This is a genomic window from Actinokineospora sp. NPDC051303, assembly GCF_055586285.1.
Window position 1 is genome coordinate 63,719 of sequence record NZ_JBVJIN010000012.1, and the last position, 23,153, is coordinate 86,871.

At 71.6% G+C, this 23,153-nt stretch carries 19 protein-coding genes and 1 pseudogene; 12 read left to right on the forward strand and 8 right to left on the reverse strand.

Translation table 11 applies throughout. From position 1 onward, the window contains the following. Nucleotides 1-152 precede the first annotated feature (152 nt). The 4 genes from ACZ6SD_RS12180 to ACZ6SD_RS12195 all read left to right on the forward strand — a co-directional run bounded on the left by ACZ6SD_RS12180 (nucleotide 153) and on the right by ACZ6SD_RS12195 (nucleotide 5,442). A complete protein-coding gene (locus tag ACZ6SD_RS12180) occupies nucleotides 153-1,253 on the forward strand; it encodes a S1 family peptidase (protein WP_465316968.1) in 1,101 nt (366 codons plus the stop codon). Between the two features lie 172 nt (nucleotides 1,254-1,425). Then, nucleotides 1,426-3,294 (forward strand): phosphogluconate dehydratase, encoded by a 1,869-nt coding sequence (gene edd / locus ACZ6SD_RS12185; RefSeq protein ID WP_465316969.1) that lies wholly within the window; start codon nucleotides 1,426-1,428, stop codon nucleotides 3,292-3,294. Nucleotides 3,295-3,320: 26 nt separating this feature from the next. Next, nucleotides 3,321-3,929, forward strand: coding sequence for a bifunctional 4-hydroxy-2-oxoglutarate aldolase/2-dehydro-3-deoxy-phosphogluconate aldolase (gene eda / locus ACZ6SD_RS12190; RefSeq protein WP_465316970.1), 609 nt, complete (start codon nucleotides 3,321-3,323; stop codon nucleotides 3,927-3,929). Between the two features lie 1,123 nt (nucleotides 3,930-5,052). Then, entirely contained in the window at nucleotides 5,053-5,442 is a 390-nt protein-coding gene (locus ACZ6SD_RS12195; protein ID WP_465317050.1) for a hypothetical protein, read from the forward strand. A gap of 1 nt (nucleotide 5,443) precedes the next feature. On the opposite strand, the pseudogene ACZ6SD_RS12200 reads toward ACZ6SD_RS12195, so the two are convergent. Both ACZ6SD_RS12200 and ACZ6SD_RS12205 read right to left on the reverse strand, forming a co-directional pair. Next, nucleotides 5,444-6,184, reverse strand: a pseudogene (locus ACZ6SD_RS12200) (DUF6923 family protein); the annotation flags it as partial. Beyond that, complete coding sequence (locus ACZ6SD_RS12205) at nucleotides 6,181-6,945, reverse strand: bestrophin-like domain (protein ID WP_465316971.1); 765 nt, start codon at nucleotides 6,943-6,945, stop codon at nucleotides 6,181-6,183. The gene ACZ6SD_RS12205 and the pseudogene ACZ6SD_RS12200, both read right to left, overlap by 4 nt. Nucleotides 6,946-7,237: 292 nt before the next feature. On the opposite strand from ACZ6SD_RS12205, the gene ACZ6SD_RS12210 reads away from it, so the two are divergent. The 3 genes from ACZ6SD_RS12210 to ACZ6SD_RS12220 all read left to right on the forward strand — a co-directional run bounded on the left by ACZ6SD_RS12210 (nucleotide 7,238) and on the right by ACZ6SD_RS12220 (nucleotide 10,266). Then, nucleotides 7,238-8,512 (forward strand): DUF2252 domain-containing protein, encoded by a 1,275-nt coding sequence (locus tag ACZ6SD_RS12210; protein ID WP_465317044.1) that lies wholly within the window; start codon nucleotides 7,238-7,240, stop codon nucleotides 8,510-8,512. A 67-nt stretch (nucleotides 8,513-8,579) separates the two neighbouring features. Continuing rightward, nucleotides 8,580-9,626: a hypothetical protein gene (locus ACZ6SD_RS12215; RefSeq protein WP_465316972.1), complete on the forward strand. Its 1,047-nt coding sequence runs from the start codon at nucleotides 8,580-8,582 to the stop codon at nucleotides 9,624-9,626. Nucleotides 9,627-9,711: 85 nt separating this feature from the next. After that, nucleotides 9,712-10,266, forward strand: coding sequence for a winged helix-turn-helix domain-containing protein (locus ACZ6SD_RS12220; RefSeq protein WP_465316973.1), 555 nt, complete (start codon nucleotides 9,712-9,714; stop codon nucleotides 10,264-10,266). Here ACZ6SD_RS12220 and ACZ6SD_RS12225 read toward each other — a convergent pair whose 3' ends face one another. Further along, nucleotides 10,267-11,214 (reverse strand): helix-turn-helix domain-containing protein, encoded by a 948-nt coding sequence (locus ACZ6SD_RS12225; RefSeq protein ID WP_465317045.1) that lies wholly within the window; start codon nucleotides 11,212-11,214, stop codon nucleotides 10,267-10,269. It abuts the gene before it with no gap. A gap of 70 nt (nucleotides 11,215-11,284) precedes the next feature. Here ACZ6SD_RS12225 and ACZ6SD_RS12230 point away from each other — a divergent pair, with 70 nt between their 5' ends. The 4 genes from ACZ6SD_RS12230 to ACZ6SD_RS12245 all read left to right on the forward strand — a co-directional run bounded on the left by ACZ6SD_RS12230 (nucleotide 11,285) and on the right by ACZ6SD_RS12245 (nucleotide 13,385). After that, nucleotides 11,285-11,701 carry a rhodanese-like domain-containing protein gene (locus ACZ6SD_RS12230; protein ID WP_465316974.1) on the forward strand — a complete coding sequence of 139 codons (417 nt, stop codon included), beginning with the start codon at nucleotides 11,285-11,287 and terminating at the stop codon, nucleotides 11,699-11,701. Nucleotides 11,702-11,809: 108 nt separating this feature from the next. After that, a complete protein-coding gene (locus ACZ6SD_RS12235; protein ID WP_465316975.1) occupies nucleotides 11,810-12,361 on the forward strand; it encodes a hypothetical protein in 552 nt (183 codons plus the stop codon). Between the two features lie 15 nt (nucleotides 12,362-12,376). Then, on the forward strand, nucleotides 12,377-12,769 hold the full coding sequence (locus ACZ6SD_RS12240; RefSeq protein WP_465316976.1) for a hypothetical protein: 393 nt from the start codon (nucleotides 12,377-12,379) through the stop codon (nucleotides 12,767-12,769). A 55-nt stretch (nucleotides 12,770-12,824) separates the two neighbouring features. Beyond that, nucleotides 12,825-13,385 (forward strand): methylated-DNA--[protein]-cysteine S-methyltransferase, encoded by a 561-nt coding sequence (locus tag ACZ6SD_RS12245; protein WP_465316978.1) that lies wholly within the window; start codon nucleotides 12,825-12,827, stop codon nucleotides 13,383-13,385. Nucleotides 13,386-14,874: 1,489 nt separating this feature from the next. Here the strand turns inward: ACZ6SD_RS12245 and ACZ6SD_RS12250 are convergent. Further along, nucleotides 14,875-15,912 carry an MBL fold metallo-hydrolase gene (locus ACZ6SD_RS12250; RefSeq protein ID WP_465316979.1) on the reverse strand — a complete coding sequence of 346 codons (1,038 nt, stop codon included), beginning with the start codon at nucleotides 15,910-15,912 and terminating at the stop codon, nucleotides 14,875-14,877. A 283-nt stretch (nucleotides 15,913-16,195) separates the two neighbouring features. On the opposite strand from ACZ6SD_RS12250, the gene ACZ6SD_RS12255 reads away from it, so the two are divergent. Next, nucleotides 16,196-16,846: a class I SAM-dependent methyltransferase gene (locus ACZ6SD_RS12255; protein ID WP_465316980.1), complete on the forward strand. Its 651-nt coding sequence runs from the start codon at nucleotides 16,196-16,198 to the stop codon at nucleotides 16,844-16,846. Between the two features lie 19 nt (nucleotides 16,847-16,865). Here ACZ6SD_RS12255 and ACZ6SD_RS12260 read toward each other — a convergent pair whose 3' ends face one another. The 4 genes from ACZ6SD_RS12260 to ACZ6SD_RS12275 form a co-directional block, all read right to left on the reverse strand. Beyond that, complete coding sequence (locus tag ACZ6SD_RS12260) at nucleotides 16,866-17,519, reverse strand: 4'-phosphopantetheinyl transferase family protein (RefSeq protein WP_465316981.1); 654 nt, start codon at nucleotides 17,517-17,519, stop codon at nucleotides 16,866-16,868. A gap of 131 nt (nucleotides 17,520-17,650) precedes the next feature. Further along, a complete protein-coding gene (locus ACZ6SD_RS12265) occupies nucleotides 17,651-18,367 on the reverse strand; it encodes a class I SAM-dependent methyltransferase (RefSeq protein ID WP_465316982.1) in 717 nt (238 codons plus the stop codon). A gap of 194 nt (nucleotides 18,368-18,561) precedes the next feature. Continuing rightward, the gene (locus ACZ6SD_RS12270; protein ID WP_465316983.1) at nucleotides 18,562-20,865 is read right to left on the reverse strand and encodes an ATP-binding protein; all 2,304 of its coding nucleotides are present in this window, start codon (nucleotides 20,863-20,865) and stop codon (nucleotides 18,562-18,564) included. Nucleotides 20,866-20,939: 74 nt separating this feature from the next. Next, nucleotides 20,940-22,934: a class E sortase gene (locus tag ACZ6SD_RS12275; protein ID WP_465316984.1), complete on the reverse strand. Its 1,995-nt coding sequence runs from the start codon at nucleotides 22,932-22,934 to the stop codon at nucleotides 20,940-20,942. Between the last annotated feature and the right edge of the window lie 219 nt (nucleotides 22,935-23,153).

The following is a 23,153-nucleotide window of genomic DNA, read 5'->3' on the forward strand; positions in this document are numbered from 1 at the left end:
GCACAGTAGGTGATTGGCCGACCCCTAGCACTTGACCAGTAGGGGCGCTCAAACGGCCGCTATCGAATGCGAAAACTCTGCCGTAGCGTCGTTCGCCAGGTGTACACCGTCGTTTTCCCGGCCCGTTTCTTTTCCTGCCTTGGAGGCCGTTCGTGAGTCGACGTTCACTCTATGCTCTACTCGCCGCAGCCAGCGCCGCCGTCACCGCGGTCGCGCTGGCCGCCCCCGCCTCGGCGACCGTGCCGTCCGTACTGGACGCATCGTCGGACGTGGCGACCATCGCCGCCACCCAGCAGTCGCTCACCCAGCGGCTCGGCGGCGCCTACGCCAACTCGTGGCTGGACGCCGCGTCCGGAAAGCTCGTCGTCGGCGTCACCGACGCGGGCCGGGTGAGCGAGGTCCGCGCGGCGGGCGCGGTCGCGAAAGTGGTGCGCCACAGCGCGAACCGGCTCGACAGCATTAAGTCCACTTTAGACGCGCGGGCCGCTCGGGCGGTGCCAGCCTCGGTCACCGGCTGGTATGTCGACCCGGTCGGCAACCAGGTCGTGGTGTCCGTGCTCGACAACGACCCGGCGGGACTCGCGTGGGCCGCGGCGGCGGGCAGCGACGCCGTGCGCACCGAGCGGGTCGCCGACGCGCCGCGTCCGATGTGGAACATCATCGGCGGCCAGGCGATCTACTTCAGCGGCGGCGGCCGCTGCTCGGTCGGCTTCAACGCCCGCAACTCCGCTGGCACCCGCTACGTGATCACCGCCGGGCACTGCACCAACCTCGGCGGCACCGTGTCCGGCGTCGGCGGGACCATCGGCACGGTCGCCGGATCGTCCTTCCCCGGCAACGACTACGGCATCATCCGCGTCACCAGCAGCACCGCGCTCTCCACGCCGCTGGTGGACCGCTACAGCAGCGGCTCCGACGTCACGGTCGCGGGCTCGGCGGTCACGCCGATCGGCGGCGGGGTCTGCCGCTCCGGCTCCACCACCGGCTGGCGCTGCGGCACCGTCCAGTCCTACAACCAGACGGTGAACTACGGCGCCAGCGGCATCGTCTCCGGCCTGACCCGCACCACCGCGTGCGCCGAGCCGGGCGACTCGGGCGGCTCGTTCGTCAGCAACCCGGGCAGCGGCACCCGGGTGCAGGCCCAAGGCGTCACCTCCGGCGGCTCGGGCAACTGCTCGGTCGGCGGCACGACGTTCTTCCAACCGGTGAACGAAGTCCTGTCCGTGTACGGGTTGGTCCTCTACACCGGCTGAGTCAGCACGCTGTGCGCCCGCCCAGGCACTCTGGGCGGGCGCACGGCCCTTTTTTCTCTGAATCGATTTTGACAGTCCCGCTCGGCGATAGGTACCGTCGGACGCGGCAACCGCCCGACCCAGTTCGACACCAGCCGCCAGACGAGTTCGGAGAAAACTCGACATGACGACGATGAGCGTGCCCCTGAACCCGGTGGTCGCCGAGGTGACCGACCGGATCGCCGCCCGCAGCGCCGCGAGCCGCTCCGCCTACCTGGCCAGGATGGCCGCGGCCGCCAGCCCCCGGCCGATGCGCGCCGGGCTCGGCTGCAGCAACCTCGCGCACGGCTTCGCCGCCTGCGCTGGCCCCGACCGGCTCGCCGTCAAGGGCGTCGCCACGCCCGGGATCGCGATCGTCTCGGCGTACAACGACATGCTCTCCGCGCACCAGCCGCTGCACGAGTTCCCGGCGTGGATCAAAGACGCGGTGCGCGAGGCGGGCGGCGTCGCCCAGTTCGCCGGGGGCGTGCCCGCCATGTGCGACGGCATCACCCAGGGCCGCGCGGGCATGGAGCTGTCGCTGTTCAGCCGCGAGGTCATCGCCATGGCCACCGGCGTCGCGCTCGCCCACGACATGTTCGACGCGACGCTGCTGCTCGGGGTCTGCGACAAGATCGTCCCCGGACTGCTGATCGGCGCGCTCGCCTTCGGGCAGCTCCCGGCGATCCTGGTGCCAGCGGGCCCGATGGCCTCCGGCCTGCCCAACAGCGAGAAAGCCCGCGTGCGGCAGGCTTTCGCCGAGGGCAACGCGTCCCGCGACGACCTGCTCGCCGCCGAGTCCGCGTCCTACCACTCGCCGGGCACGTGCACGTTCTACGGCACCGCGAACTCCAACCAGCTCGTGGTCGAGGTCATGGGCCTGCACCTGCCGGGCGCGAGCTTCATCCCGCCGGGCACCCCGCTGCGCAAGGCCCTCACCGAGGCCGCGGGCCGCCGCGCCGTCCAGATCACCGCCCAGGGCGACGAGTACACCCCTATTTCCCAGGTCGTCGACGAGCGGGCCGTGGTCAACGGCGTCATCGCGCTGCTGGCGACGGGCGGCTCGACCAACCACACCCTGCACCTGGTCGCGATCGCCGCGGCGGCGGGCATCCAGCTCACCTGGGACGACTTCTCCGACCTGTCCTCGGTGGTCCCGCTGCTCGCCCGGGTCTACCCCAACGGCAGCGCGGACATCAACCACTTCGCCGCGGCTGGCGGCATCCAGTTCCTCATCGGCGAACTGCTCGACGCGGGCCTGCTGCACGAGAACGTGTCCACTGTGGCCGGTCCGGGCCTGTCCCGCTACCGCCAGGAACCCGTGCTGGACAACGGAATCCTCACCTGGCGCGACGGCCTGACCCGCTCGGCCGACTTGGACGTGCTGCGTCCGGTGGCCCAGCCCTTCGCCGCGGACGGCGGCCTGCGGATGCTCGCGGGCAACCTGGGCCGCGCGGTGATCAAGGTGTCCGCCGTCGCCGAGCAACACCGCGTCGTGGAGGCCCCAGCCCGGGTGTTCACCACCCAGGAGGACGTGAACGCCGCGTTCCAGGCGGGCGAGCTGAACCAGGACGTCGTGGTCGTGCTGCGGCAACAAGGCCCACGCGCCAACGGAATGCCCGAACTGCACGGTCTGACTCCCGCGTTGAGCGCGGTGATGAGCCGCGGCTTCAAGGTCGCCCTCGTCACCGACGGCCGCATGTCCGGCGCCTCCGGCAAGATCCCCGCCGCGATCCACTGCACCCCCGAAGCCGCGGCGGGCGGCCCCATCGCCCTCATCCGCGACGGCGACCCCGTCCGCGTGGACGCCGAAACCGGTCGAGTGGACGTCCTGGTCGAGTCCGACGTCCTCGCCGCCCGCGTCCCCGTGGACGCCCCCGCCGACGACACCGCGTGGACCGGCACCGGCCGCGAACTCTTCGCCGCCCTACGCCGCTCCGTCGGCCCAGCCGACCACGGCGCCAGCGTCTTCGGCCCCGCCTTCACCGACGCCGACCTGGACGAGTTGGAGTTCTCCGCATGAGCGCACCGAACCTGGGAGGTGGCGGCATGAGCCTGCTGGACCTGTCCCCAGTCGTGCCCGTGGTCGTCATCGACAACGCAGACCAGGCTGTTCCCTTGGCCGAAGCCCTCCTACGCGGCGGCATCGGCATCATCGAGGTCACCCTGCGCACCCCCGCCGCCCTGGAAGCCATCCGCCGCATCGCCGCCGAAGTCCCTGACACCGTCGTCGGCGCGGGCACCGTCACCACTCCCGACCACGCGGCCGCAGCCGCCCAGGCAGGAGCCCAGTTCCTGGTGACCCCCGGCACCACGGACAAGGTCCTCGACGCCGCCACCGCCACCGGCCTCCCCCTCCTCCCCGGCGCCGCCACCGTCACCGAAGCCATGCGCCTGGCCGAACGCGGCCACACCGAGCTGAAGTTCTTTCCCGCAGAGGCCGCGGGCGGGGTCGGCTACCTCAAATCCATCGGCGGTCCCTTGCCCGGTCTGCGCTTCTGCCCCACCGGCGGCATCACTCCCACGACGGCTCCGGCTTACCTGGCACTACCCAACGTCGGCTGCGTCGGCGGCAGCTGGCTCACTGGCGCCCTTGCTGAGGGGAACTACGCCGAGATCGAGCGGCTGGCCAAGGAAGCTTTCGCCCTTCGCTCCTGACTGTCGGTGGGCGGGGTCGGTGGGCCTCCCCATGCACCCCGCCCACTGGAGCGCACCAGCCCACCCGCCAACAGCAGCCGAATCAAGCCACCACCCCACCCACCGCCCGGCCCTGCCAAGTGCTCGACGGCGCAAAGACGCAAACCCGCGAACCCGCCCCCCAACCAGGCCGCACCCAGCCCTGCCAGGTGGCTCGACGGGTTAGACCGGGCAACAAACCCGCCCTCCTGCCAACCGCACCAGGCCCTGCCAGGCACTCGACGGTGCGGAACAAGCAGCGAACCCGCCCCCACGAAGCCGCACCCCGCCCTAACCACCTCCCTGCCAGGCCGAACCAACGCCCGCCCAGTCCTCGATGGGGCGGAGCCAGCAGCGAACCCGTCCCCCACAAAGCCGCCCCCGGCCCTGCCAGGTGCTCGATAGAGCGGACCGGGCAACGAACCCGCGCCCCAACGAAGCCGCACGAACCCTGCCAGGTGCTCGATGGGGTAGAGCAGCGAACCCGCCCCCCAACCAGGCCGAACCGACGCCCGCCCAGTGCTCGATGGGGTGGAGTGGTTTCTTTGGGGGAGAAGGAAGATCCCTAAACTCGCCGTGGTCGTGGGGCCGAAGGCTCCCCACCCGTCTTTCCCACGACGGGATCTTCCTTCGTAGGGGCCCCAAAGAAACCACTCCACCCCATCGAGCAACCCCACGCAGGCAACCCAACACCCTCACCGATGCCGACTGCGAATCCCAGCCGAGGCAGCACTAGCCCCCATGATCAGAATCAACGCCGTCAACCCCCACCGCCGCTTCTCCTGAACCCCGTTCTTCGCCTTACGCACATCAGCAGCCTTATCCGGAAGCGCCCGGAACGTCGCCGGAGCCGCCGAAGCCGCAGGCGGCGCAGGCTCAACCCGCCCCGGCACCGGAGCCGCAGGCGACCGCCCCGGCGGAACCACCGGCCGCGGCGCGTCCGGCACCACAGTCGTCGTCCGCCCCGGAACCGTCGGAACCACCGGCGCAGGCACAACAGGCGCAGGCAACGCCACCGGCGGCCGAACAGGCGCCTGCACAGGCGGCGGCTGCGCAACCGGCGGCGCCGAAGGCAAAGGCTCCGCAGACGGCGGTTCCCCGGGCGGTGGAGGCGGCGGCTGCGGCTCCCCCGGCGGCGGAGGCGGCGGCGGTTCCCCCGGCGGAGGTGGTGGCGGCGGCTCCCCTGGCGGCGGAGGTGGTGGTGGCGGCGGCGGAGGCGGAGGTGGCGGAGGTGGCGGTGCGGGTGGAGGCGGAGGCTCCCCCGTCGGCGGAGGCTGCGGGGGCTCTCCCGTCGGAGGCGGTGGTGGTGGAGGAGGCGGCGGTGGCGGAGGGGGCGGTGGAGGAGGTGGCGGCGGCCCGGGTGGAGGTGCCGACGCAGGAACGCACCCCGTGGCATCAGCTGAGTCCACCGCAGGCCACACCGCGATCTCTTGGGCAGTGCCGTGCGACGCCAGGCTCACCCGGTACAGCCGACTCCGTCCAGCGGACCGGTTAGCCGCCGCATAGAGCGCGTCGTCCGGCCCAATGAGTGCCGCGCCATACGGATTCCCGCTGGGCAGCCAGGCCCGGTGAACCAGTGAGACGAACCCGGTGGCCGGGTTGATCCGGACCACCCAGCCGAACGGCGTCAGATGCGTCGACACGCCGTAGAGCGAGCCGTCAGACGGCCGCACGTCAAAGTCGTCAACCGACGCCGACAGCAGCGCAGGCCACAGCGGGACAACCTTGACCAGACCGCGGTAAGTCTCACTGCCCGGGTTGACGTCAATCCCATAGAGCACGCGGCCGGAACGGACATACAGAACGCCGCCCTTGACCGCGCCCGCTGTCGCCCCGCGGAACTTGTCCGCGGGCAGTGGGTGGCTGACCCGCCGGACCGGGCCCAAGTCCTGGGTCTGCCCGCTGTAGGCGACCGTGACCAGGTGGGCGCCGTCGCCGAACGCGCCGCCCGCGTGTCTGTTTGCCAGGCCGTAAGAGAGTTTCGCCGCGGGCGCGTACCCGAGGGCGTTGACCTGGTACTCCAGGGTGCGGACCCGCTCTGTCGCGCCGTTGGACAGCCGGACGCGGCTCAGCACCGACAGGCTTGACTGGCCGTTGCTGTGCACGCGCAGGAAAGTGCAGTCGACCGCGCGCGTCGTGACAGGTGCCGCGCGGCCCTCTTCGCCGGACAGTGCGACGCTGCTCGCCAGGATCAGACAGGCGACGCCCGCCCCCGACATGGCGGCGCGGAGGTTCATCGCAACCGTTCCAGGACGTTCTCGAAGGCGGCCGGTTCCACTTTCGCGCCTCCCGCGTAGGGGTTTTGCAGCTGGTAGGTGGCGAACAGCAGCAGGGCCAGGGTCGCGGCGAGGATCGAGACGATGATGATGTGCGTGGTGGGCCGCGGGCCGACGAACAGCAGCGGCATGGCCACGGACATGACGCTGCCCGCGATCAGCGCGAACCACATGACGGTGCTGACGCCGTCGCTGCCCGCGGCGCTCAGCCGCGCCTGCCGGGCCTGGTAGACCTCCAACAGCTTGTCCGCGGCGGTGGTCTTCTGGCTGTTCTGCCAGTCGTCTGTCACCTGGGCCTGGCTGATGGTCTTGCGGAGCTGGTCCAGTTTCTCCGCGCCGTCGCCCGCGACGGCGCTGGTGCCGCGGACCATGTCCGGCCACTCCTGGTCTACGACGGTGCCCGCGTAAGAGACCACCAGGTCTCGCACGTCGGTCCGCGCGGGCTCGGGCAACGCGTCCGCCGACCAGTAGGCGGCGACAAGGTTGTCCGCCTCGCGAGAAGCGCCGTCTTCCGCGCCGTTCACCGCGTCGAAGAGGGAGATCAGGACGAACGCCAGCAGCACCGCGTGCAGACCGCCGACGATGGTGAACACCTGCCCCGCGGCCTCGTTGTTCTGCACCGAGCCGTCCGTCGCGCCGATGCGACGACAGAAGTAGGCGACGGCCGCGGTCACGAGGCCCGCTCCCAGGACCCAGAAGAGCCCCATGAGGTAGATGCTCATTCCCTTGCTACTTCCTTTCCCAGGCAGGGCAGACGACACCACCACTGTGACTCAGGACCCACCCGAAATAGGCGATCGAAAGATCGAAATACTCGATTGGATGAATCGCTCTACCCGGTCCGACCAGCGAAGAACCACCCATACGGATACTTCTTCTCTACTCAGTCACGAATGTGTGGTCCTACTGTGACCCGAAAATCCAGTTAGCCTCAGCCCGACGAGGGAGGTCCCCGTGACTGAGGAGCGCCGCGCGCGCATCGTGGCCGTGCTGCTGGACGCGTTCGCCGACCTGATGCGCGCCGACCCGGTCGCGTTCCGGCACAAGTTCCGCAAGATGGCCGCCGAGCCGTTCGCCTTCTACCGGGGCAGCGCGTGCCTGTTCTACGCCGACATGGCCGACGAGCCGGACGAGTGGGCCGACCGGCGGACGAGCCGGGTGTGGATCCAGGGCGACCTGCACGCGGAGAACTTCGGCACCTACATGAACGCCGAGGGCGCGCTCGTCTTCGACGTCAACGACTTCGATGAGGCGTACCTGGGCTGCTTCACCTGGGACGTGCGCCGGTTCGCGGCGAGCATGGCGCTGCTGGGCTGGCGCAAGGCGCTGCCGGATTCGGCTATCGCGGCGCTGGTCCGCGCTTACACCCGCGCGTACGTCCGGCAGGTGCGCTCGTTCGCGGAGAACCCGGGCGACGAGTTGGTCGGCCTGCGGCTGGACACCACCGAGGGCGTGCTGCGCGACGTGCTGCTGCGCGCCCGGCTCGCGACCAGGATCGCGCTGCTGGAGGAGATCACCGCGGTCCACGACTACGACCGGGTGTTCCGGATCGGCCCGGGGGTGCGCGCGCTCGGCCGGGACGAGCGCGCCGCCGCTGAACGGGCGTTCGAGCGGTACCTGGACACGATCCCGAGCGGCAAGCGGGCCAGCGGCAGCCTGAGCTACCGGGTGAAGGACGTGGTGGGCCGCAGCGGTTTCGGCATCGGGTCGGCCGGGCTGCCCGCGTACAACGTGCTGGTCGAGGGGCGCACGCAGGCGCTGGAGAACGACGTGGTGCTGTCGATGAAGCAGGCGAACGTGGCCGCGCCGAGCCGGATCGTGCCCGACGAGAAGATCCGGGCGTACTTCCACCACCACGGGCACCGCACGGCGGTGTCTCAGCGGGCGCTGCAGGCGCACGCCGACCCGTGGCTGGGCTACACCGACCTCGACGGCGTCGGGTACGTGGTGTCGGAGCTGTCGCCCTACGTCGCGGACCTGGACTGGTCGGACCTCACCGAGCCCGCCGACATCCGACCGGTGGTCGAATCCCTCGGACGGGCGACGGCGAAGACGCACTGCGTGTCCGACTCTGATTCCGACCAGACCCTGGTCGATTTCCAGAGCGAGGAAGCCATCGCCTCGGCCATCGGCGACCGAGGGGACGAGTTCACCGCCGCCGTGGTCGAGTTCGCCCTGCGCTACGCCGAGCAGACCCGCACCGACCATCGCCTGTTCGTGGACGCCTTCCGAAGCGGCGAAATACCGGGCGTGGCGTCGACCGACTCACCAGCCGAGTGGGGCGACTGAGCACAGCCGCGACACCGGTGCGCCCGCCCGCGCTACCGGCCCGCCGAGACGCCCTAGACTGCCGAACGTGGAATACCAGCTCACCGCCGATGTCTCTCCCGCAGCCGACGCGCCGGAGCTCGACCCGCTGCAACGGCACGGGGTCGCCGCGCTGCTCGACGAGCAGCTCGACCTGCTCGCGGGCATCGAAGGCCCGGAAGGCGTCGAGGTGGAGCCGCTCGACCACCGGGTCGCGGTCCACCCGGGCGGCGCGGTCATCACCTGGCTGCTCGACGCGCCCGCGCTCGCGTTCGCGGAAGAGGCCGCCCGGCACGTGCTGACCGAGCTGCTGGCGCAGACGGAGCTGCTGTCCACCTGGTCGGTCGGGCGATGCGAGGTCATCGCCACCGACGACGACCTGGCCGCGGCGCTGAACGACGCCGTGGAAGACCCCGAGGACGACGAGGCCGAACTCACCGAGGAGGAGATCGCCGCCCTGCGCGAGGAGCTGCGGTCCTCCGCTGACGCGCTGCGCGCCTTCGGCCTCGACGCGTTCGGCCACCGGCCCGACGACCCGGACTGCCCGATCTCCGAGGAGGCCGCGCGGCTGGTCGCGGGCGCGCTGGTGCAGGGCATGGAGATCCTGACCGACGAGCTGTTCGCCGACGTGCAGGAACTTGAGGACGCGGAAAGCTCGGCCAGCGAGGTCGAGGCGCTCAGCGTGCTCAACCAGCTCCCGCAGCGCTACGCGGAGCACTACGGCGCCCTCTTCGCGAAGCAGTTCCTGGTCGTCACCGCCATCTTGGGCTACCGGCTCTCGCAGCCGGAGTGGACGCCGCCGCTGTGCACCGCCGAGGCGCTGGCCCTGCACGTGCTCAAGACCGAGGCGAGCGTCCAACTCGACCTCGCGGGCCTGCTTGACGAGCTTCCCCTGAAAGAGATCTTCGCCGCATTCGACGAGCGCGTTTTCGCCGATCTCGATCACGAGCGCCTCTACGACCTGGAGGCGGAAGAGGGCGGCGAGGACGAAATCGACCTGCTCGGCACGCCTGGCCTGGACTTTGACGAATGGTTCCTGCCGCGTGGCGCGGATGTCCTGCACCCGTACCTGGCCATAGAGCACTATCCGGAGTAGTCCCACCTTCCGGAACAGGCGTTGACCGCGCGCGGTCTCCCTGGTCGACTGGACTGGTGCGTCCCGAAGTGATCACCGGAAGGCGATGTCGACTCTGACCTCGCCCGCTCCCACCACCTCCTTCGGAAACCACCAGGACTCTCTTATGGCCGCGCCGCTTCAGCATGTCCAGAATCAGCCCACTCGGTTGTCGCTGACCGTCAACGTCACCGCGGACGCCGACCGCATCCCCACTCTCACCGCGGACCTGCTCCGCGCCCTGAACGCGTTCGGCGACCAGCAGGTGACGGTCACCGAGACCCCGGCCCGCTCCGGCGTGCTGGTGGCCCTGCCCGGCACCCGGGCGCCGCTGCGCGTGCTGGTGGACGCCCGCCGCGTCCTGTGGCACGGCGAGGAGATCGCGCTGACCCGCCTGGAGTTCGACCTGCTGCTGTTCCTGGCCGCCAACTCCGGCCGGGTGCACCGCAGGCGCGGCCTGATGACCGAGGTGTGGCACACCTCTTACGTCAGCGAGCGCACTGTCGACGTGCACATCCGCCGGTTGCGCGGCAAGTTGGGCCCCGCTCTCGTCCGGACCGTGCGCGGTGTCGGCTACCAGTTCGGCGACCCGAGCCTGGTCTCTATAGAGCAAGGCGAGTAATCAGGTTCGGCGCGCCCGGAACGCGCGCCGGTACGCCGAGGGCGAGGTCCGCATCGCGCGGGCGAAGTGGTGCCGGTAGGTGACCGGGCTGTCGAAGCCGACAGCGGCGGCGACCTCGGCGACCGACCCGTCCCCGGATTCGAGCAGGGCCAGGCTCGCCTGCACCCGTTGCGCGATCAGCCATCGGATCGGGCTCGTGCCGCTGGCTTGCTTGAACCGGCGCAGGTAAGTGCGCGGCGACAGGTGCGCGTGGCGGGCTAACGCCTCGACGGTAAGCGGGGTGGTGAGGTTGGCAAGAGCCCACGCCATGCTCGCGCTTACCGGGTCGTCGGCAGGAGCGGGCACGGGGGTCTCGATGAACTGCGCCTGCCCGCCCTCGCGGTGCGGCGGGACGACCAGGCGGCGGGCCACCGCGTTGGCGACGGCCGCGCCGAAGTCCGCGCGGACCAGATGCACGCACAGGTCGATCCCGGCGGCGCTACCCGCGCTCGTGAGAACGTCGCCGTCGTCCACGTAGAGGACGTCCGGGTCGACCAGCACCTCCGGGTGCCGGGCGGCGAGCAGGTCGGCGTAGCGCCAGTGGGTGGCCGCGCGCCTGCCGTCGAGCAGGCCCGCGGCGGCCAGGGCGAACGCGCCCGAGCAGATCGAGACCAGGCGCGCGCCCCGGGCATGCGCCGCGCGCAGGGCCGCGACCAGCGCCGGGGCGACCTCGGCGCGCACGTCCGGCACCCCGGGAACGATCACGGTGTCGGCCGCGGCGAGCGCGGCCAGACCGGCGTCGGCGTGCAGGGTGGCCCCGCCGACCACGCGGACCGGCCCGTCCGCGCACAGGGTGAGCCGGTACCAGTCAACGTCCAACTCGGGGCGGGGCAGGCCGAAGACCTCGGTCACGATGCCGAGCTCGAAGGCGGACATGCCTTCGTAGGCGAGGACGCTCACGGTTCTGATGGCGGAATCTTAGCGTAGAGCGGCGTTCCCGCCACTGTCGTCGCGGGCGCGCTCCACAGAGGATCAGGGCATGACAATCGACGCCGTCGCCCATTTCACCGCCCGCCTCGCCTTCGAGACCGACGTCAGCGACGTCCACGCCGCCCTCGCTGCGGGCGCGCCCGGGCTGGTCGTGGTGGACTCGCGCTCGACCGAGGCGTGGGAGCAGGGGCACATCCCCGGCGCGCTGCACCTGCCGACCCGGGAGATCGCCGCGCGGGCGGCCGAGACCGTGCCCCCGTCCGCCGACGTGGTCACCTACTGCTGGGGACCGGGCTGCAACGGCGCGACGCGGGCCGCGCTGGAGTTCGCCCGACTCGGCTACCGCGTGCGGGAAATGCTCGGCGGGTTCGAGTACTGGGCGCGGGAGGGGTTCGCGATCGCGGGAACGTTGGCACAGCGGGAAACCGACCCGCTCACGGCGGTCGCCGCCGGGTGCGGGTGCTGACCGGCGCGACTAGGCCGAATGGCCCAACGTGCGGCGGCGCCCGTTTCACGACCTGCGACGTCGGGTATTCCGAACAGCAAGATTCCCTTGTCCGGAAAGGAGATTCCGATGTCGACAGCCGCGATCATCGGTATCGCCGTCGCGGTCGTCGTGGTGCTTCTCGTGATCGCGTTCGTGGTTCGGCGGCAGTCTTACCGCAAGCATCTACGGGAGCGTTTTGGCCCCGAGTACGACCGGACCGTGCGCGAGCAACCCCGGCGCGCGGCGGAACGGGAACTCGCCGATCGTGAGAAGCGCCATGAGCAGTTGGAGATCAAGCCGCTGTCCTCTTCCGCGCGAGAGCGCTATCTGCAGCAGTGGGCGTTGGTGCAAGAGCAGTTCGTAGACCACCCCAGCGAAGCCGTGAAGGACGCGGACCGGCTCGTGACAGCGGTGATGGCCGAGCGCGGCTATCCGTCCGACACAGATCCGGAACAGCGGTTCGCGGACCTGTCGGTGCGCCACTCGCACACTGTGGAGCAATACCGGATCGCGCATCAGGTCAAGTGCAGGCAGGACCGCAGCCAGGTGTCCACAGAGGAGCTTCGCGAGGCGATCGTGCGCTACCGGTCGCTGTTCGAGGAACTGGTGAACGAAGACGCCGGACACGCCGTCAGCTGACCAGGAGGCAATTCCGTGCGACAGAACCACCCCGGTTTGGCCGATCCCCGCGCCACCGACCCGAGGGCCGCAGATCCACGGCTCTCCGACGGCCCGCCCGCCCACGACCCCGGTCCCTCCGTGGACCAGGACACCGCGCGCCCCGCCGACGTCGAAGGCGCTCCACTGTTCTCCGACGACGAGATAGCCCGCTTCCGCGAACGCTGGCAGGCGGTCCAGACCGGCTTCGTGGACGACCCGCGGGAAGCCGTGCGCGCGGCGGACCGGTTGGTCGAGCAGGTCTTGCAAGCGCTTGCGGCCACGTTCACCGAGCATCGGCGCGGCTTGGAGGCGCAGGCGCAGACCGAGGACCTGCGGCTGGCGCTGCGCCGGTACCGGTCGCTTTTCCAGCGCCTGCTGTCGGCTTGAGGGAATTGTCGTACCCCGCTGGCACACTGTTTCGCGCCAGGAGGGAGGACGGCACATGAGCAAACCAGCAGCCCCCGGGGGCGTCGGCCCGCGGGGGCACACCCTGTTCGACACGGCGATCGGCCGCTGCGGCATCGCGTGGGGCGAGCACGGCATCACCGCCGTGCAACTACCCGAACGCGACGACGCGGCCACCGCCACCAGGCTGCGTTCATACGCGGTCGAGGCCGACCCACCCGTGCCGGTGCGGTCAGCCATAGACCGGATAACAGCGCTGCTGCGCGGCGAGGCGGACGACTTAGCCGACATCGCCTTGGACCCGGCGGGCGTGCCGGAGTTCCACCGGCGCGTCTACGCGGTCGCCCGCGCCATCCCGGTCGGCCAAACCCTCACCTACGGCGAAGTCGCCGACCGCTTGGGCACCCCCGGGTCGGCCCAGGCGGTCGGCCAAGCGCTGGGCCGCAACCCGTACCCGATCATCGTGCCCTGCCACCGAGTCCTGGCCGCGGGCGGCAAGGTCGGCGGCTTCTCCGCGGGCAACGGCGCGACGACCAAGCTCCGCATCCTGGCCATCGAGGGCGCCGCGCCAAACGGCCAACCGTCCCTTTTCGACTGACAGCCGTCCGGGACGGCGCCGCTCTGGATACACGCTGGCACTGAGGACACCGACTAAGAGGAGGAAACCACGAGACACCCGACAACATCGACTCCCGGGAGCGCTGCGGTACACGGACCCAACACGCGCACTGGTGCGGCAGCCGAGTTCGGTCGCGAGCTGAGCCCTCACCTCGCTCACTCCACTGCGGCTGATGCCCCACGTTCGTGCCACCCATTTCGGCGCAGCGCTGGAGCGGCACCTGCCCACCCCAGTGTCTCCCAGGAGGTAGGCGCGCTTGCGGGGCGCTACCGCCCAGGGGCGGTGCCCCTCAGCGAGCGGCACCGCTCAGGGGCAGTGCATCTCAGCGGGCTACGCCTCTCAGGCGGCACCCTCAGTGGACGGTGCCCCTCGCGCGGCACCGCTGAGCGAGTGGCACCTCGGCGCGGTGCCGATCAGCGGGCGGTGCCTCTTCACGCGGTGCCCCTCAGGCGACACCCCTCAGCCAGCGGCGCCCACACGCGGCACCCCTCAACGGGCAGCAACGGGCAGCGCCCTCGCGTGGCACCGCTGAGCGAGCGGTGCCCTCACGCGGTGCCGCTCAGCGAGCGGCACCGCCCGGGGGCAGCGCACCTGCGGGCTGCGCCTCCCAGGCGGCACCCTCAACGAGCGGTGCCCCTCGCACGGCGCCGGTGAGCGAGTCGCGCCCTCACGCGGTGCCGATCAGTGAGCGGCACGCTCGGGGGCAGTGCACCTGCGGGCTGCGCCTCTCAGGCGGCACCCCCAACAGGCAGCGCCTCTCGCGCGGTACTGCTGAGCGAGTGGCGCCCTGGCGCGGCGCAGATCAGCGGGTGGTGCCTCTTTCACGCGGTGCCCCTAAGGCGACACCTGCCAGCGAGCGGCGCTCGCACGCGGCACCCCTCAGCGGGCAGCGCCCCTTGCGCGGCACGCTGAGCGAGTGGCGCCTGGCGCGGCGCAGATCAGCGTGCGGTGCCTCTTCACCCGGTGCCCCTCTGGCGACACCCTCAGCTAGCGGCATCCACACTCGGCCCCCCTCGGCGGGCAACGCCCCGCTGAGGGGGGCCGCTGAGCTAGCGGCACCCTCACGCCGTGCCGCTCAGCGAGCGGTACCACCCACCGCACGCGGTGCCTCAAGCGACGCCCTCAGCCAGCGGCACCTTACGCGGCACCCCTCAGCGGGCGGTGCCCATCGCGCGGCACGCTGGGCGAGTGGTGCCCGCACGCGGTGCCGCTGAGCGAGCGCGTGCCCCTCAAGCGACGCCCCTCAGCGAGCGGCGTTCGCACGCGGCATCGCTCAGCGAGTGGTACCCCCATGCGGTGCCGCTCAGCGAGCGGCCTCCGCGCGCGGTGCCCCTCAGGCGACGCCCCTCCGCGAGTGGTGCCCGCAGGCGGTGCCGTTGAGCAAGCGGTGTCGCTGGGCTTTTGCCGCTCGGGGCGGCGCGTGGCGCTGGGGGCGTAGGCGGGCGGTGTGCTCGTGTTGGTGGGGAGGTCAGTCGGGGGTGGTGGTGTGGGGCATGGGGAGGTACTCGACCACACCGTCCACTGTGGATGACTTGAGGTCGCCTCGGGCTACCAGGACGTCGAGGTGGGCGGCGGTCTCGCCGGTGGCGAGGACCTGGTTGAACAGGTCCAGGGTGTCGAAGTGGCGGGCGCGGCGGGTCCAGCCCAGTTGGCGGGCGACGTCGAACGCCGTTGCGGCGCCGTCGCGGACGGCGGTGGCGGTTTCGGCCAACCGGTTCTCGTGGTGGGTCAGCAGTTCGTCGACGCGGGTGTGGACGCTCTCGGCGATGGGGCCGTGGGCGGGCAGCAACCGCAAGTCGGGGAAGGTTCGCATGAGACGCAGGGAGTCCAGGTAGTCCCCTAGCGGCAGGTCGGCCCGCGCGGGCTCGAACCCGATGGACGGGGTGATGTGCGGCAACACGTGGTCCCCGGCGAACAACAACCTCGCCGCCTCGTCCACGAACACCACGTGGCCTCGGGTGTGGCCCGGTGTCGGCACGGCCCGCAGCACCCGGTCGCCGACCTGGACGTCCTGTGCGCCCGGAATCCAGTCGTCGGGCAGTTCGTAGCGGGGGCGGCCGGGGTCCCGGGCGTCGTAGAGCGCGCGCAGGCGGTCCACCAGCGGGTCCGCGCCCCACTGGACCAGCGCCCGGAACTGGCTCTCGGTCTCCCCCGCGATGGCCGCCTCGATGTTGGGCTGCTCGCCGAGCCCGAGGGCGATCTTCGTCCCGAACATCCGCCGCAACTCCACGGCCATCGTGTAGTGGTCGCGGTGCATGTGCGTGATCAGGAACCGCTGGACGTCCCCCAACTCGTACCCCACCGCCCCCAGCGACGATTCCAGCAGGTCACGCGCCTCCCGCAGCCCCCACCCCGAGTCGATGAGCACCACCCCGCCACCGGTCTCGATGGCGTAGACGTTGACCGCGTGCAGACCGTCGTTCGGCAAGGGCAGCGGAATGCGGTGCACCCCAGGGGCCACCTCGAACGCGCCCGGCTCGGTCCACGGCCCGGAACCGGCTCCCATCGTCGCCTCCCGTTGGTTGCGGCACGCAACATCCACGCCTCGCCCGCACAGTAGCAACGCGCGATCCGAAATGTCCCGAAGGCACTATCCGGCCCCTTGGGCGCTCCTGAACTAGGACGACGCGGGGGCTGCGGGGCGCTTTCCGCTTCTGTCGGTGGGTACGGTCGCTGTATGGGGGAGCGACCGATTCCTGGCTTGTCGTTCGGCGCGGTGGCGGGGGCGTACGCCGAGCACCGGCCGGACTACGCGCGGGCCGCGGTGCGGTGCCGCGCCTGGGCCGCGGGTGCTTGACCTGGGGGCGGGAACCGGCAAGCTCACCGCCGCGCTGGTCGCGTCGGGCGTTGGCGTCGTCGCGGTCGAACCCGACCCGGCGATGCTGGCCGAACTGCGCCGCGCGCTGCCCGGGGTCCGCGCGCTGGCGGGCAGCGCCGAGGCGATACCGCTGCCGGACGCGTCCGTGGACGCCGTGCTGGCCGGGAACGCGCTGCACTGGTTCGACATGGCCGCCGCGGGACCAGAGATCGCCAGGGTCCTCGCGCCCGGGGGCGTCCTGGCCGGCCTGTGGAACGTCCTGGACGACCGGGTCGGGTGGGTCGCCGAACTCGAACGGGTCAGCGGCGCCGCCGCCATCGGCCCACGCGACACGCTCGGCGGTTGGCGCGCCGCGACGGCGGGCACGTACCTCCCCGGCCACGGTCTGCCCTCCCGGTTCGGCTCGCCGGAGCAGGCCGAGTTCCCGCACGGGCAGCGCCGAACAGCCGATTCCCTCGTCGCGACGCTCGCGACGCGCGCTGGGATGGTGGTCATGCCGGAGCCGGACCGACAGGCTGCGCTCGACCGCATCCACGCCTTCCTCGCGCGCACACCGGACACCGGCAGCGGCGAGTTCACCCTCCCGATGCTGACCGGTGTGCTGCGCGTCCGACGACTCTGACGCCGCGGCGGGCAAACGGTCAGGTGGTGATGGTGATGGCGGCGACGATGAGGCCGTTGGCGGCGAGCCAGCGGCCGTCGAAGCCGGTGATTTCCTTGCCGTCGACTGTCGGGCCGGGAACGAGGAGGTCCGCGGTGAAGGTGCCCTTCGGGTTCAGGCGGATGCGGGCTTCGGAGAAGCCCAGCCACTTGCGGGCCAGCGGGAACCAGGACTTGTAGACGCTTTCCTTCGCGGCGAAGAGCAGCTTGTCCCAGTGCACGTCCGCGTGGTTCTTGGCCAGCACGGAGAGATGGATGCGTTCGTCGGGCAGCGTCACCGCGTCCAAGACGCCTTCGGGAAGGGGCACGTGGGGTTCGGCGTCGATTCCCACGGTCACCACGTCCGCGGCCTCGGCCAGGACCGCGGCCCGATAGCCCGCACAGTGGGTCATGCTGCCGACGACGCCGTCCGGCCACTGGGGGGCGCCGCGCTCGCCAGGAAGGATGGCGGCGGGGGGCCTGCCCAGTTGGGCGAGGGCTTGACGGGCGCAGTGGCGCGCCGTGGTGAACTCGCGGCGGCGCTTGTCCACCGACTTCGCCACCACCGCCTCTTCCTCCGGCAACAGGGTCGCCTCGGGCGGGTCGTCATAGGCCTCCACCGCCACGACGGCGGTGGGCAGGATTTTCTCGATCACCGGACCACCACAGTTTCGACCCTAACCGGATCACGGCGTCCATGGGGAGGCCGCGTGTTCCGCGTCATCACACTCTGGGACAGGGCGCGCGCCGGTGGCCGCCCGGGGCAGGGCGGCCACCGGGGCCGGGCTCAGCGGCCCGCGCGGGCGATCACGTAGTTCATCGGCAGGTCCAGCCGGTCGCCGTTGGGCAGGGTGTCGGTGCCCTGCAACGTGGTCGACCCGCTGTCCACGATCTCGATGCCCGCCGCGGTCAGCACGGCTTCGAGCTTGCCGTCCTCCCAGGCCGCGGGCGTGAGGCCGTGCTTGAACACCTGCCGCATCTTCGGCACCGCGTCCGGGCTCTGCTCGATCGCCGACTTGATCGTCAACCCGGCCGCGGGCGCGAGTTCGACGGCGAACAGGCGCCCGGTCTCGCCCAGCAGCACCGCGAGCGAGGCGGCGGCGTCCGCCCGCCGCTCGTCGGGCATCTGGTGCAGGACGCCGCGCATGTAGATGTTCACGTCGCCGAGTTCGTCGTGCAGGGCGCGGGCCGCCGCGGTGTCGGCCAGGTCGAAGGTGCGGAACTCGACCGGCGAGTCCGCTTGGAGCTTGCGCGCGTGCTCGATCGCCGCCGGGGCGAAGTCCAGGCCCAGCACGCGCGAGTAGCGCTCGGCGAGCGCCGCGGACTGGGTGCCGTTGCCGCAGCCGACGTCGAGCACCGGCAGCGCCTCGGCGAAGTGCGGCTCGAACCAGGGAAGCTGCGCGGTCGCGGTGACGCTGGGCGAGCTGTCCCAGATCGCGACGCCGCTCTCCTGGGGGATGTCCGCCCAAAAACTCTGCCAGTTGGTGTTCACCGAATCGGACATTTTTCCTCCACCGCTCACCCACCAGTGGTGTTGGTCTACGTCTCCATAGCGGTGTACGACAAGTCGTTGATCGACAATTGCGCTATCCGAGTGAAGTTCGGTAACGCCGCACCACCCGATACGGGCGAGTAACGCAGCGTTACGTCACCGGCGGTCACCGAGGGTCGCGTGTCGACAGTGGACCCGATCGGCGCTCACTCGCCCGTGGTCGTCACCCAGGCGGCGATTTGCGCTCGGCTCTGGAAGTCCAGCTTGGTGAGGATGTGCTCCACGTGCGTCTCCACCGTGCGGGTGGAGATCACCAGGTGGTCGGCGATTTCCCGGTTCGTCATGCCCTGGGCGACCAGCTTGGCGATCTGGGCCTGGCGTTTGGTCAGGACGGTGTCCACGGCGGAGCGCTCCGGAGCCCGCTCGACGGCGTAGCGCAGGGCGTCCTCGGGCGGCAGGGTCCGGCCGTGGTCGAAGGCCTTGGCGAACGCCGCGTCGCTCAGCGCCTTCCGGGTCAGCGCCAGGTATTCCTCGCGGAGCTCGTTGAGCGGCACGTAGGCGGCGGTGGACGAGCCCATCGCGGTCCAGCCCGCGTCGGCGACGCCGAGCAGGGTCGCCGAGCGGACGTGGTCGCCCTGGTGGCTGGCGATGGCGGCCAAGAGCTCGGTGGTGAACGCCTCGACCTCGACCGTGCCCACCGTGTGCGCCATGCGCAGCGCTTCGACGGCGAGCGGAGCGGCGCGCTCGGCGTCGTGGGCGGCCTTCATGTCGAGGAAGGCCAGCACGCACAGCGTCCACGAGCGCCAGTGGGTCTCATCGAGCTCGGCGCAGCGGGCGATGGCCGCGTTGAGGATCTCCCGGCCCTTCTCGTAGTCCTCGGTGAGGCCGACCGCGAGGCCGTAGCCGGGCGGGGTGGACAGCAGGCCCCGGCGCACCCCGGTCGCCTCGAACCCCGCCATGGCGGCGCGGAACTGGGGCACCGCGGCCTCCGGGTGGCCGCTGAACACCCCGGCCACGCCCCAGCCGTTGGCGATGTAGGCCGCCTCCACCTCGTCCGGCCGCCGCGCCAGCAGGTCGGCGGCTGCGACGAACGAGCTCACGACCGTCTCGGCGTCGCCCTGGAACAGCGCCGTCCAGCCGAGAATCCGCAGGGCCGTCACCCGCTCCGGCGCGTCCTCGGGCAGCGTCGCCAGCGCCCGGTCCATCCAGACCCGCAACTCGGTGAACCGGCCGCTGATGGACCAGAAGTCGACGATGTCGGCGATCATCCGCGCCCCGACCGCGGCCTCGCCCGGCTCGGTGAAGCAGAAGTCCAAGGCGACCCGGATGTTCGGGTAGTCCCGCCGCAGCGCGGCCGTCGCCGCCACCTGGTTCGGGCCGAGCCACTCGTCCTGGAACCGGGCGGCGCGCTCGGCGTGCCAGTCCCGGTGCCGCCGGGCGACCCGGGGCCGGTCGCCGGACTCGGTGAGCCGGGCCAAGCCGAACTGCCGCAGCGTCTCCAGCATCCGGTAGCGGACCTCGCCGTCATGCTCCTCGCGGACCAGCACGGACTTGTCCAGCAGCGCGTCGACCAGGTCGAGCACGTCGGCCGGGTCGACGCCGTCGCCGCCGCAGACCTGCTCCACCGCGGCGATGTTGAAGGTGCCGGAGAACACCGACGTCCGCGCCCACATGAGCTGCTCTGCCGCCGAGCACAGCCCGTAGCTCCACTCGATGGTCGCCAGCAGCGTCTGCTGCCGCCTGGGCGCCGTCCGCTTGCCGCCAGTCAGCAGAGACAGCCGGTCGGTGAGCCGCTCGGCGAGCTGCTTCACCGACAGCGACCGCACCCGCACCGCGGCCAGCTCGATCGCCAGCGGCAGGCCCTCCAGCTCCTGGCACAGCCGGGCCAGGTGGCGGTAGTTCTCCTCAGTGACCGCGAACGAGGAACGCACCGCCCGCGCGCGGTCCACGAACAGCCGCACCGCGTCGTAGCGCTCCAGGTCGGCGGGCGAGTGGACGTCCTCGGCGTCCGGCACCGCCAGCGGCGGCACCGGGAACACCTGCTCCCCCGGCACCCCGATCGACTGCCTGCTGGTGACCAGGACCGAAACCCGGGGGCAGTTCCGCAGCACCGCGGCCACGAACCGGGCGCAGGCGTCGACCAGGTGCTCGCAGTTGTCCAGCACCAGCAGCGCCCGCCGGTCCCGCAGGTGATTGACCACCAGGTCGGTCGAGGTGCGGCCGGACTGGTCCCGCAGCCCCATCGACTCGGCGACCGTGTCCGCCACCAGGTCGGGATCGCGCAGCTCGGCCAGCCGGACGAACACGACCTCGCCCCGGTACTGCTCGCCGACCTCAGCGGCCACCCGACCCGCCAACCGCGTCTTGCCGACCCCGCCGGTGCCGCTGAGGGTCAGCAGGTGCCCCGCGCCGAGCAGTCTGCGCGCGTCGGCGGTCTCCCGCAGCCTGCCCACGTAGCTTGTGCCCTCGATCGGGAGTTCGCCGCCGCGCTCGAACACCGCCGACGTCATCGTGTCCACGCTCAACCAGCCGCCCTCCGAACCAGGACCGACGAGTGTAGCCGGGACTACGAGACCGATAACCGTTAGCGGGTCTCCCGCAGCTCAGCGGGGACCGCGTCGGGGTCGGCCGGGTTCTTCTGCTGCTCGCGCACCAGGATGCCGTGCAGAATCATCCGCTGCTTGTTGGAGAACTTCGGGTGGCAGGTGGTCAGCGTGATGAGCTTGCGGCGCTCGGCCTCCGGCAGGGTCGATCCCGGGTTGGTCGGCACCGGGGCGACCACCTCGCTGTCCTTCGGGGTGACGATCTGACGGCCCACCGCGGCGGCGTACGGGCCGGTGAGGGGCTCGACGCCGGAGCAGAGCGGGTCGGAGCCGCGAGTGCCCCAGTCGCGCGCGTCGGCCTCGGTGGGCAGCATCCGGTAGACGAACCAACTCGTCTGGGTCTCCACGACGATCGCGTCGCACGCCTGCAACAGGTCGAGGTCGTTGAACGGGGCGCCCTTGCCCACCCGGTGCCCCGCGACGGCGAAGTTGCCCGGCTGCCCGGGGAGCGCGGAGTGCTTGTAGTGGCCGGGGCCGACTTCGAGGTTCTCGTTCGAGGTGCCCTCGACGATGGTGAAGCGGTAGTCCTCGCCGAGCGCGGGGATGTAGAGCTTCGCCATGCCCTCGCCGTCGGCGTAGGAGAACTTCTGCGTGCGCTCGTTCTGCCCCTGCCACTGCTGGTCGAGGGCGGAGGTGACGTCCCGCTGCTTGCCCGCGGACACCAGGTCGGTGACCCACACCTCGTACAGCACGAACAGCAGCACGACCAGGCCCAAGGTGACCATGAGCTCGCCGACGCCCTGCACGACGGCGCTGCCCCCACTCGCCTTCGGCGGCGCCTTCTTGGCGGGGACCTCGTCTTCCGGGTCCTCGTGGTCGTCGCGGTCCTGGTCGTCGTAGTCCTGGTCGTCGTAGTCGTCTTCGTAGCTGTCGTCGTAGTCGTCGGCCGGGACCGCGGCCGGGACAGCTGGGATCAGCTCCGTGGGGTCCTCGACCTCGGCGGGCACCGGCGCCATGACCTCGGTGGGCGCCTCGCCGGGGTGCATCGGCCGAGGCGCGCCAGCCGGATACGGCCGCGGCCGAGCCGGAAACGGCGGCGGAGCGGGACGGCCCCGAACGGGAGGCGGCACCGGCCGCACCCGCTCGGTCGGCGGCAGCGGCTGGGCCCGTTCGGCCAAGGGTTGGACCCGCTCGGTGGGCGGCTGGACGCGTTCGGCGGGCGGCTGGCCCCGCTCGGCCAAGGGCTGGACGCGCTCGGTCAGGGGCTGGACGCGTTCGGTGGGCGGCTGGGCGAGCGGCTGGACGCGCTCGGTGGGCACGTCCAGGCGGGGCTGCCCGTTCTGGGGGGCGCCTGCGGCTGGGGCGTCGTGCTCGGGCAGCGGGGCTTCGCGGCGGTAGCCGTTCGGCGGTGTGGGGTGGGGACGGCCGGGCGGCGGGGTCGGGTGCGCGCGGCCCGCCCGGGGGGCTTCGTGGGCCGCGCCGGGTCGGGGCGCGGACTCACTCGACGGCGGCTCGAAAGCCGCGCGACGACGGCCGGTCGGCGCAACGCCGTCATCAGACGGAGCCTCGAAAGCGGGGACGCTGGGCTCGGCGGCACGACGACGGCCAGTGGGCGCGGCCTCGCGGACCCCATCGCCCGGCGGAGCCTCGAAAGCAGGTCGGCCGGGCTCGGCCGCGCGCCGACGACGACCGGTCGGCGGAGCCTCGCGGACCTCGTCGTCCGCCGCGGCCCCGTGCGGGTGGCCGTGGGACGGGAGGTCGCCGAGGTGGCCGCTGAGCGGAACAGCGCGGGTGGGGCCGGGCGGGAGGTCACGAGCGGGGCCGGTGGGCGGCATTTCGCGGGGGTGCCCGTTCGCCGGGACACCGCGCGGGGAGCCGTTCGGCGGCACGGCGCGGCCGGTGGGCGGAACCTCGAACGCCGGGTCGTGCGGCGGCTCGTCCCAGGCGTGGCCGTTCAGCGGAGCACCACGCCCGGGGCCGCTCGACGGCACCTCGCCAACAGGACCGTTCGGCACCTCACGGACGTGGCCATTCAACGGGGCACTATGCGCGGGCCCGCTCAGCGGCACCTCACCTGAGTGACCGCTCGACCGACCACCACGCCCAGGGCCGCTCAACGGCGCCTCACCACCATGACGGTTAGGCGCCTCACGCACGTGACCATTCAACGGGGCACTATGCGCGGGCCCGCTCAGCGGCACCTCACCTGAGTGACCGCTCGACCGACCACCACGCCCAGGGCCGCTCAACGGCGC

Excerpts from the sequence above, each read along its gene's own strand:
- edd (WP_465316969.1), top strand. The coding sequence starts at position 1,426 with ATGAGCGTGCCCCTGAACCCGGTGGTCGCCGAGGTGACCGACCGGATC.
- eda (WP_465316970.1), top strand. The coding sequence starts at position 3,321 with ATGAGCCTGCTGGACCTGTCCCCAGTCGTGCCCGTGGTCGTCATCGAC.
- ACZ6SD_RS12205 (WP_465316971.1), bottom strand. The coding sequence starts at position 6,945 with ATGAGCATCTACCTCATGGGGCTCTTCTGGGTCCTGGGAGCGGGCCTC.
- ACZ6SD_RS12210 (WP_465317044.1), top strand. The coding sequence starts at position 7,238 with ATGCGCGCCGACCCGGTCGCGTTCCGGCACAAGTTCCGCAAGATGGCC.
- ACZ6SD_RS12220 (WP_465316973.1), top strand. The coding sequence starts at position 9,712 with ATGTCGACTCTGACCTCGCCCGCTCCCACCACCTCCTTCGGAAACCAC.
- ACZ6SD_RS12230 (WP_465316974.1), top strand. The coding sequence starts at position 11,285 with ATGACAATCGACGCCGTCGCCCATTTCACCGCCCGCCTCGCCTTCGAG.
- ACZ6SD_RS12235 (WP_465316975.1), top strand. The coding sequence starts at position 11,810 with ATGTCGACAGCCGCGATCATCGGTATCGCCGTCGCGGTCGTCGTGGTG.
- ACZ6SD_RS12245 (WP_465316978.1), top strand. The coding sequence starts at position 12,825 with ATGAGCAAACCAGCAGCCCCCGGGGGCGTCGGCCCGCGGGGGCACACC.
- ACZ6SD_RS12250 (WP_465316979.1), bottom strand. The coding sequence starts at position 15,912 with ATGGGAGCCGGTTCCGGGCCGTGGACCGAGCCGGGCGCGTTCGAGGTG.
- ACZ6SD_RS12265 (WP_465316982.1), bottom strand. The coding sequence starts at position 18,367 with ATGTCCGATTCGGTGAACACCAACTGGCAGAGTTTTTGGGCGGACATC.
- ACZ6SD_RS12270 (WP_465316983.1), bottom strand. The coding sequence starts at position 20,865 with ATGACGTCGGCGGTGTTCGAGCGCGGCGGCGAACTCCCGATCGAGGGC.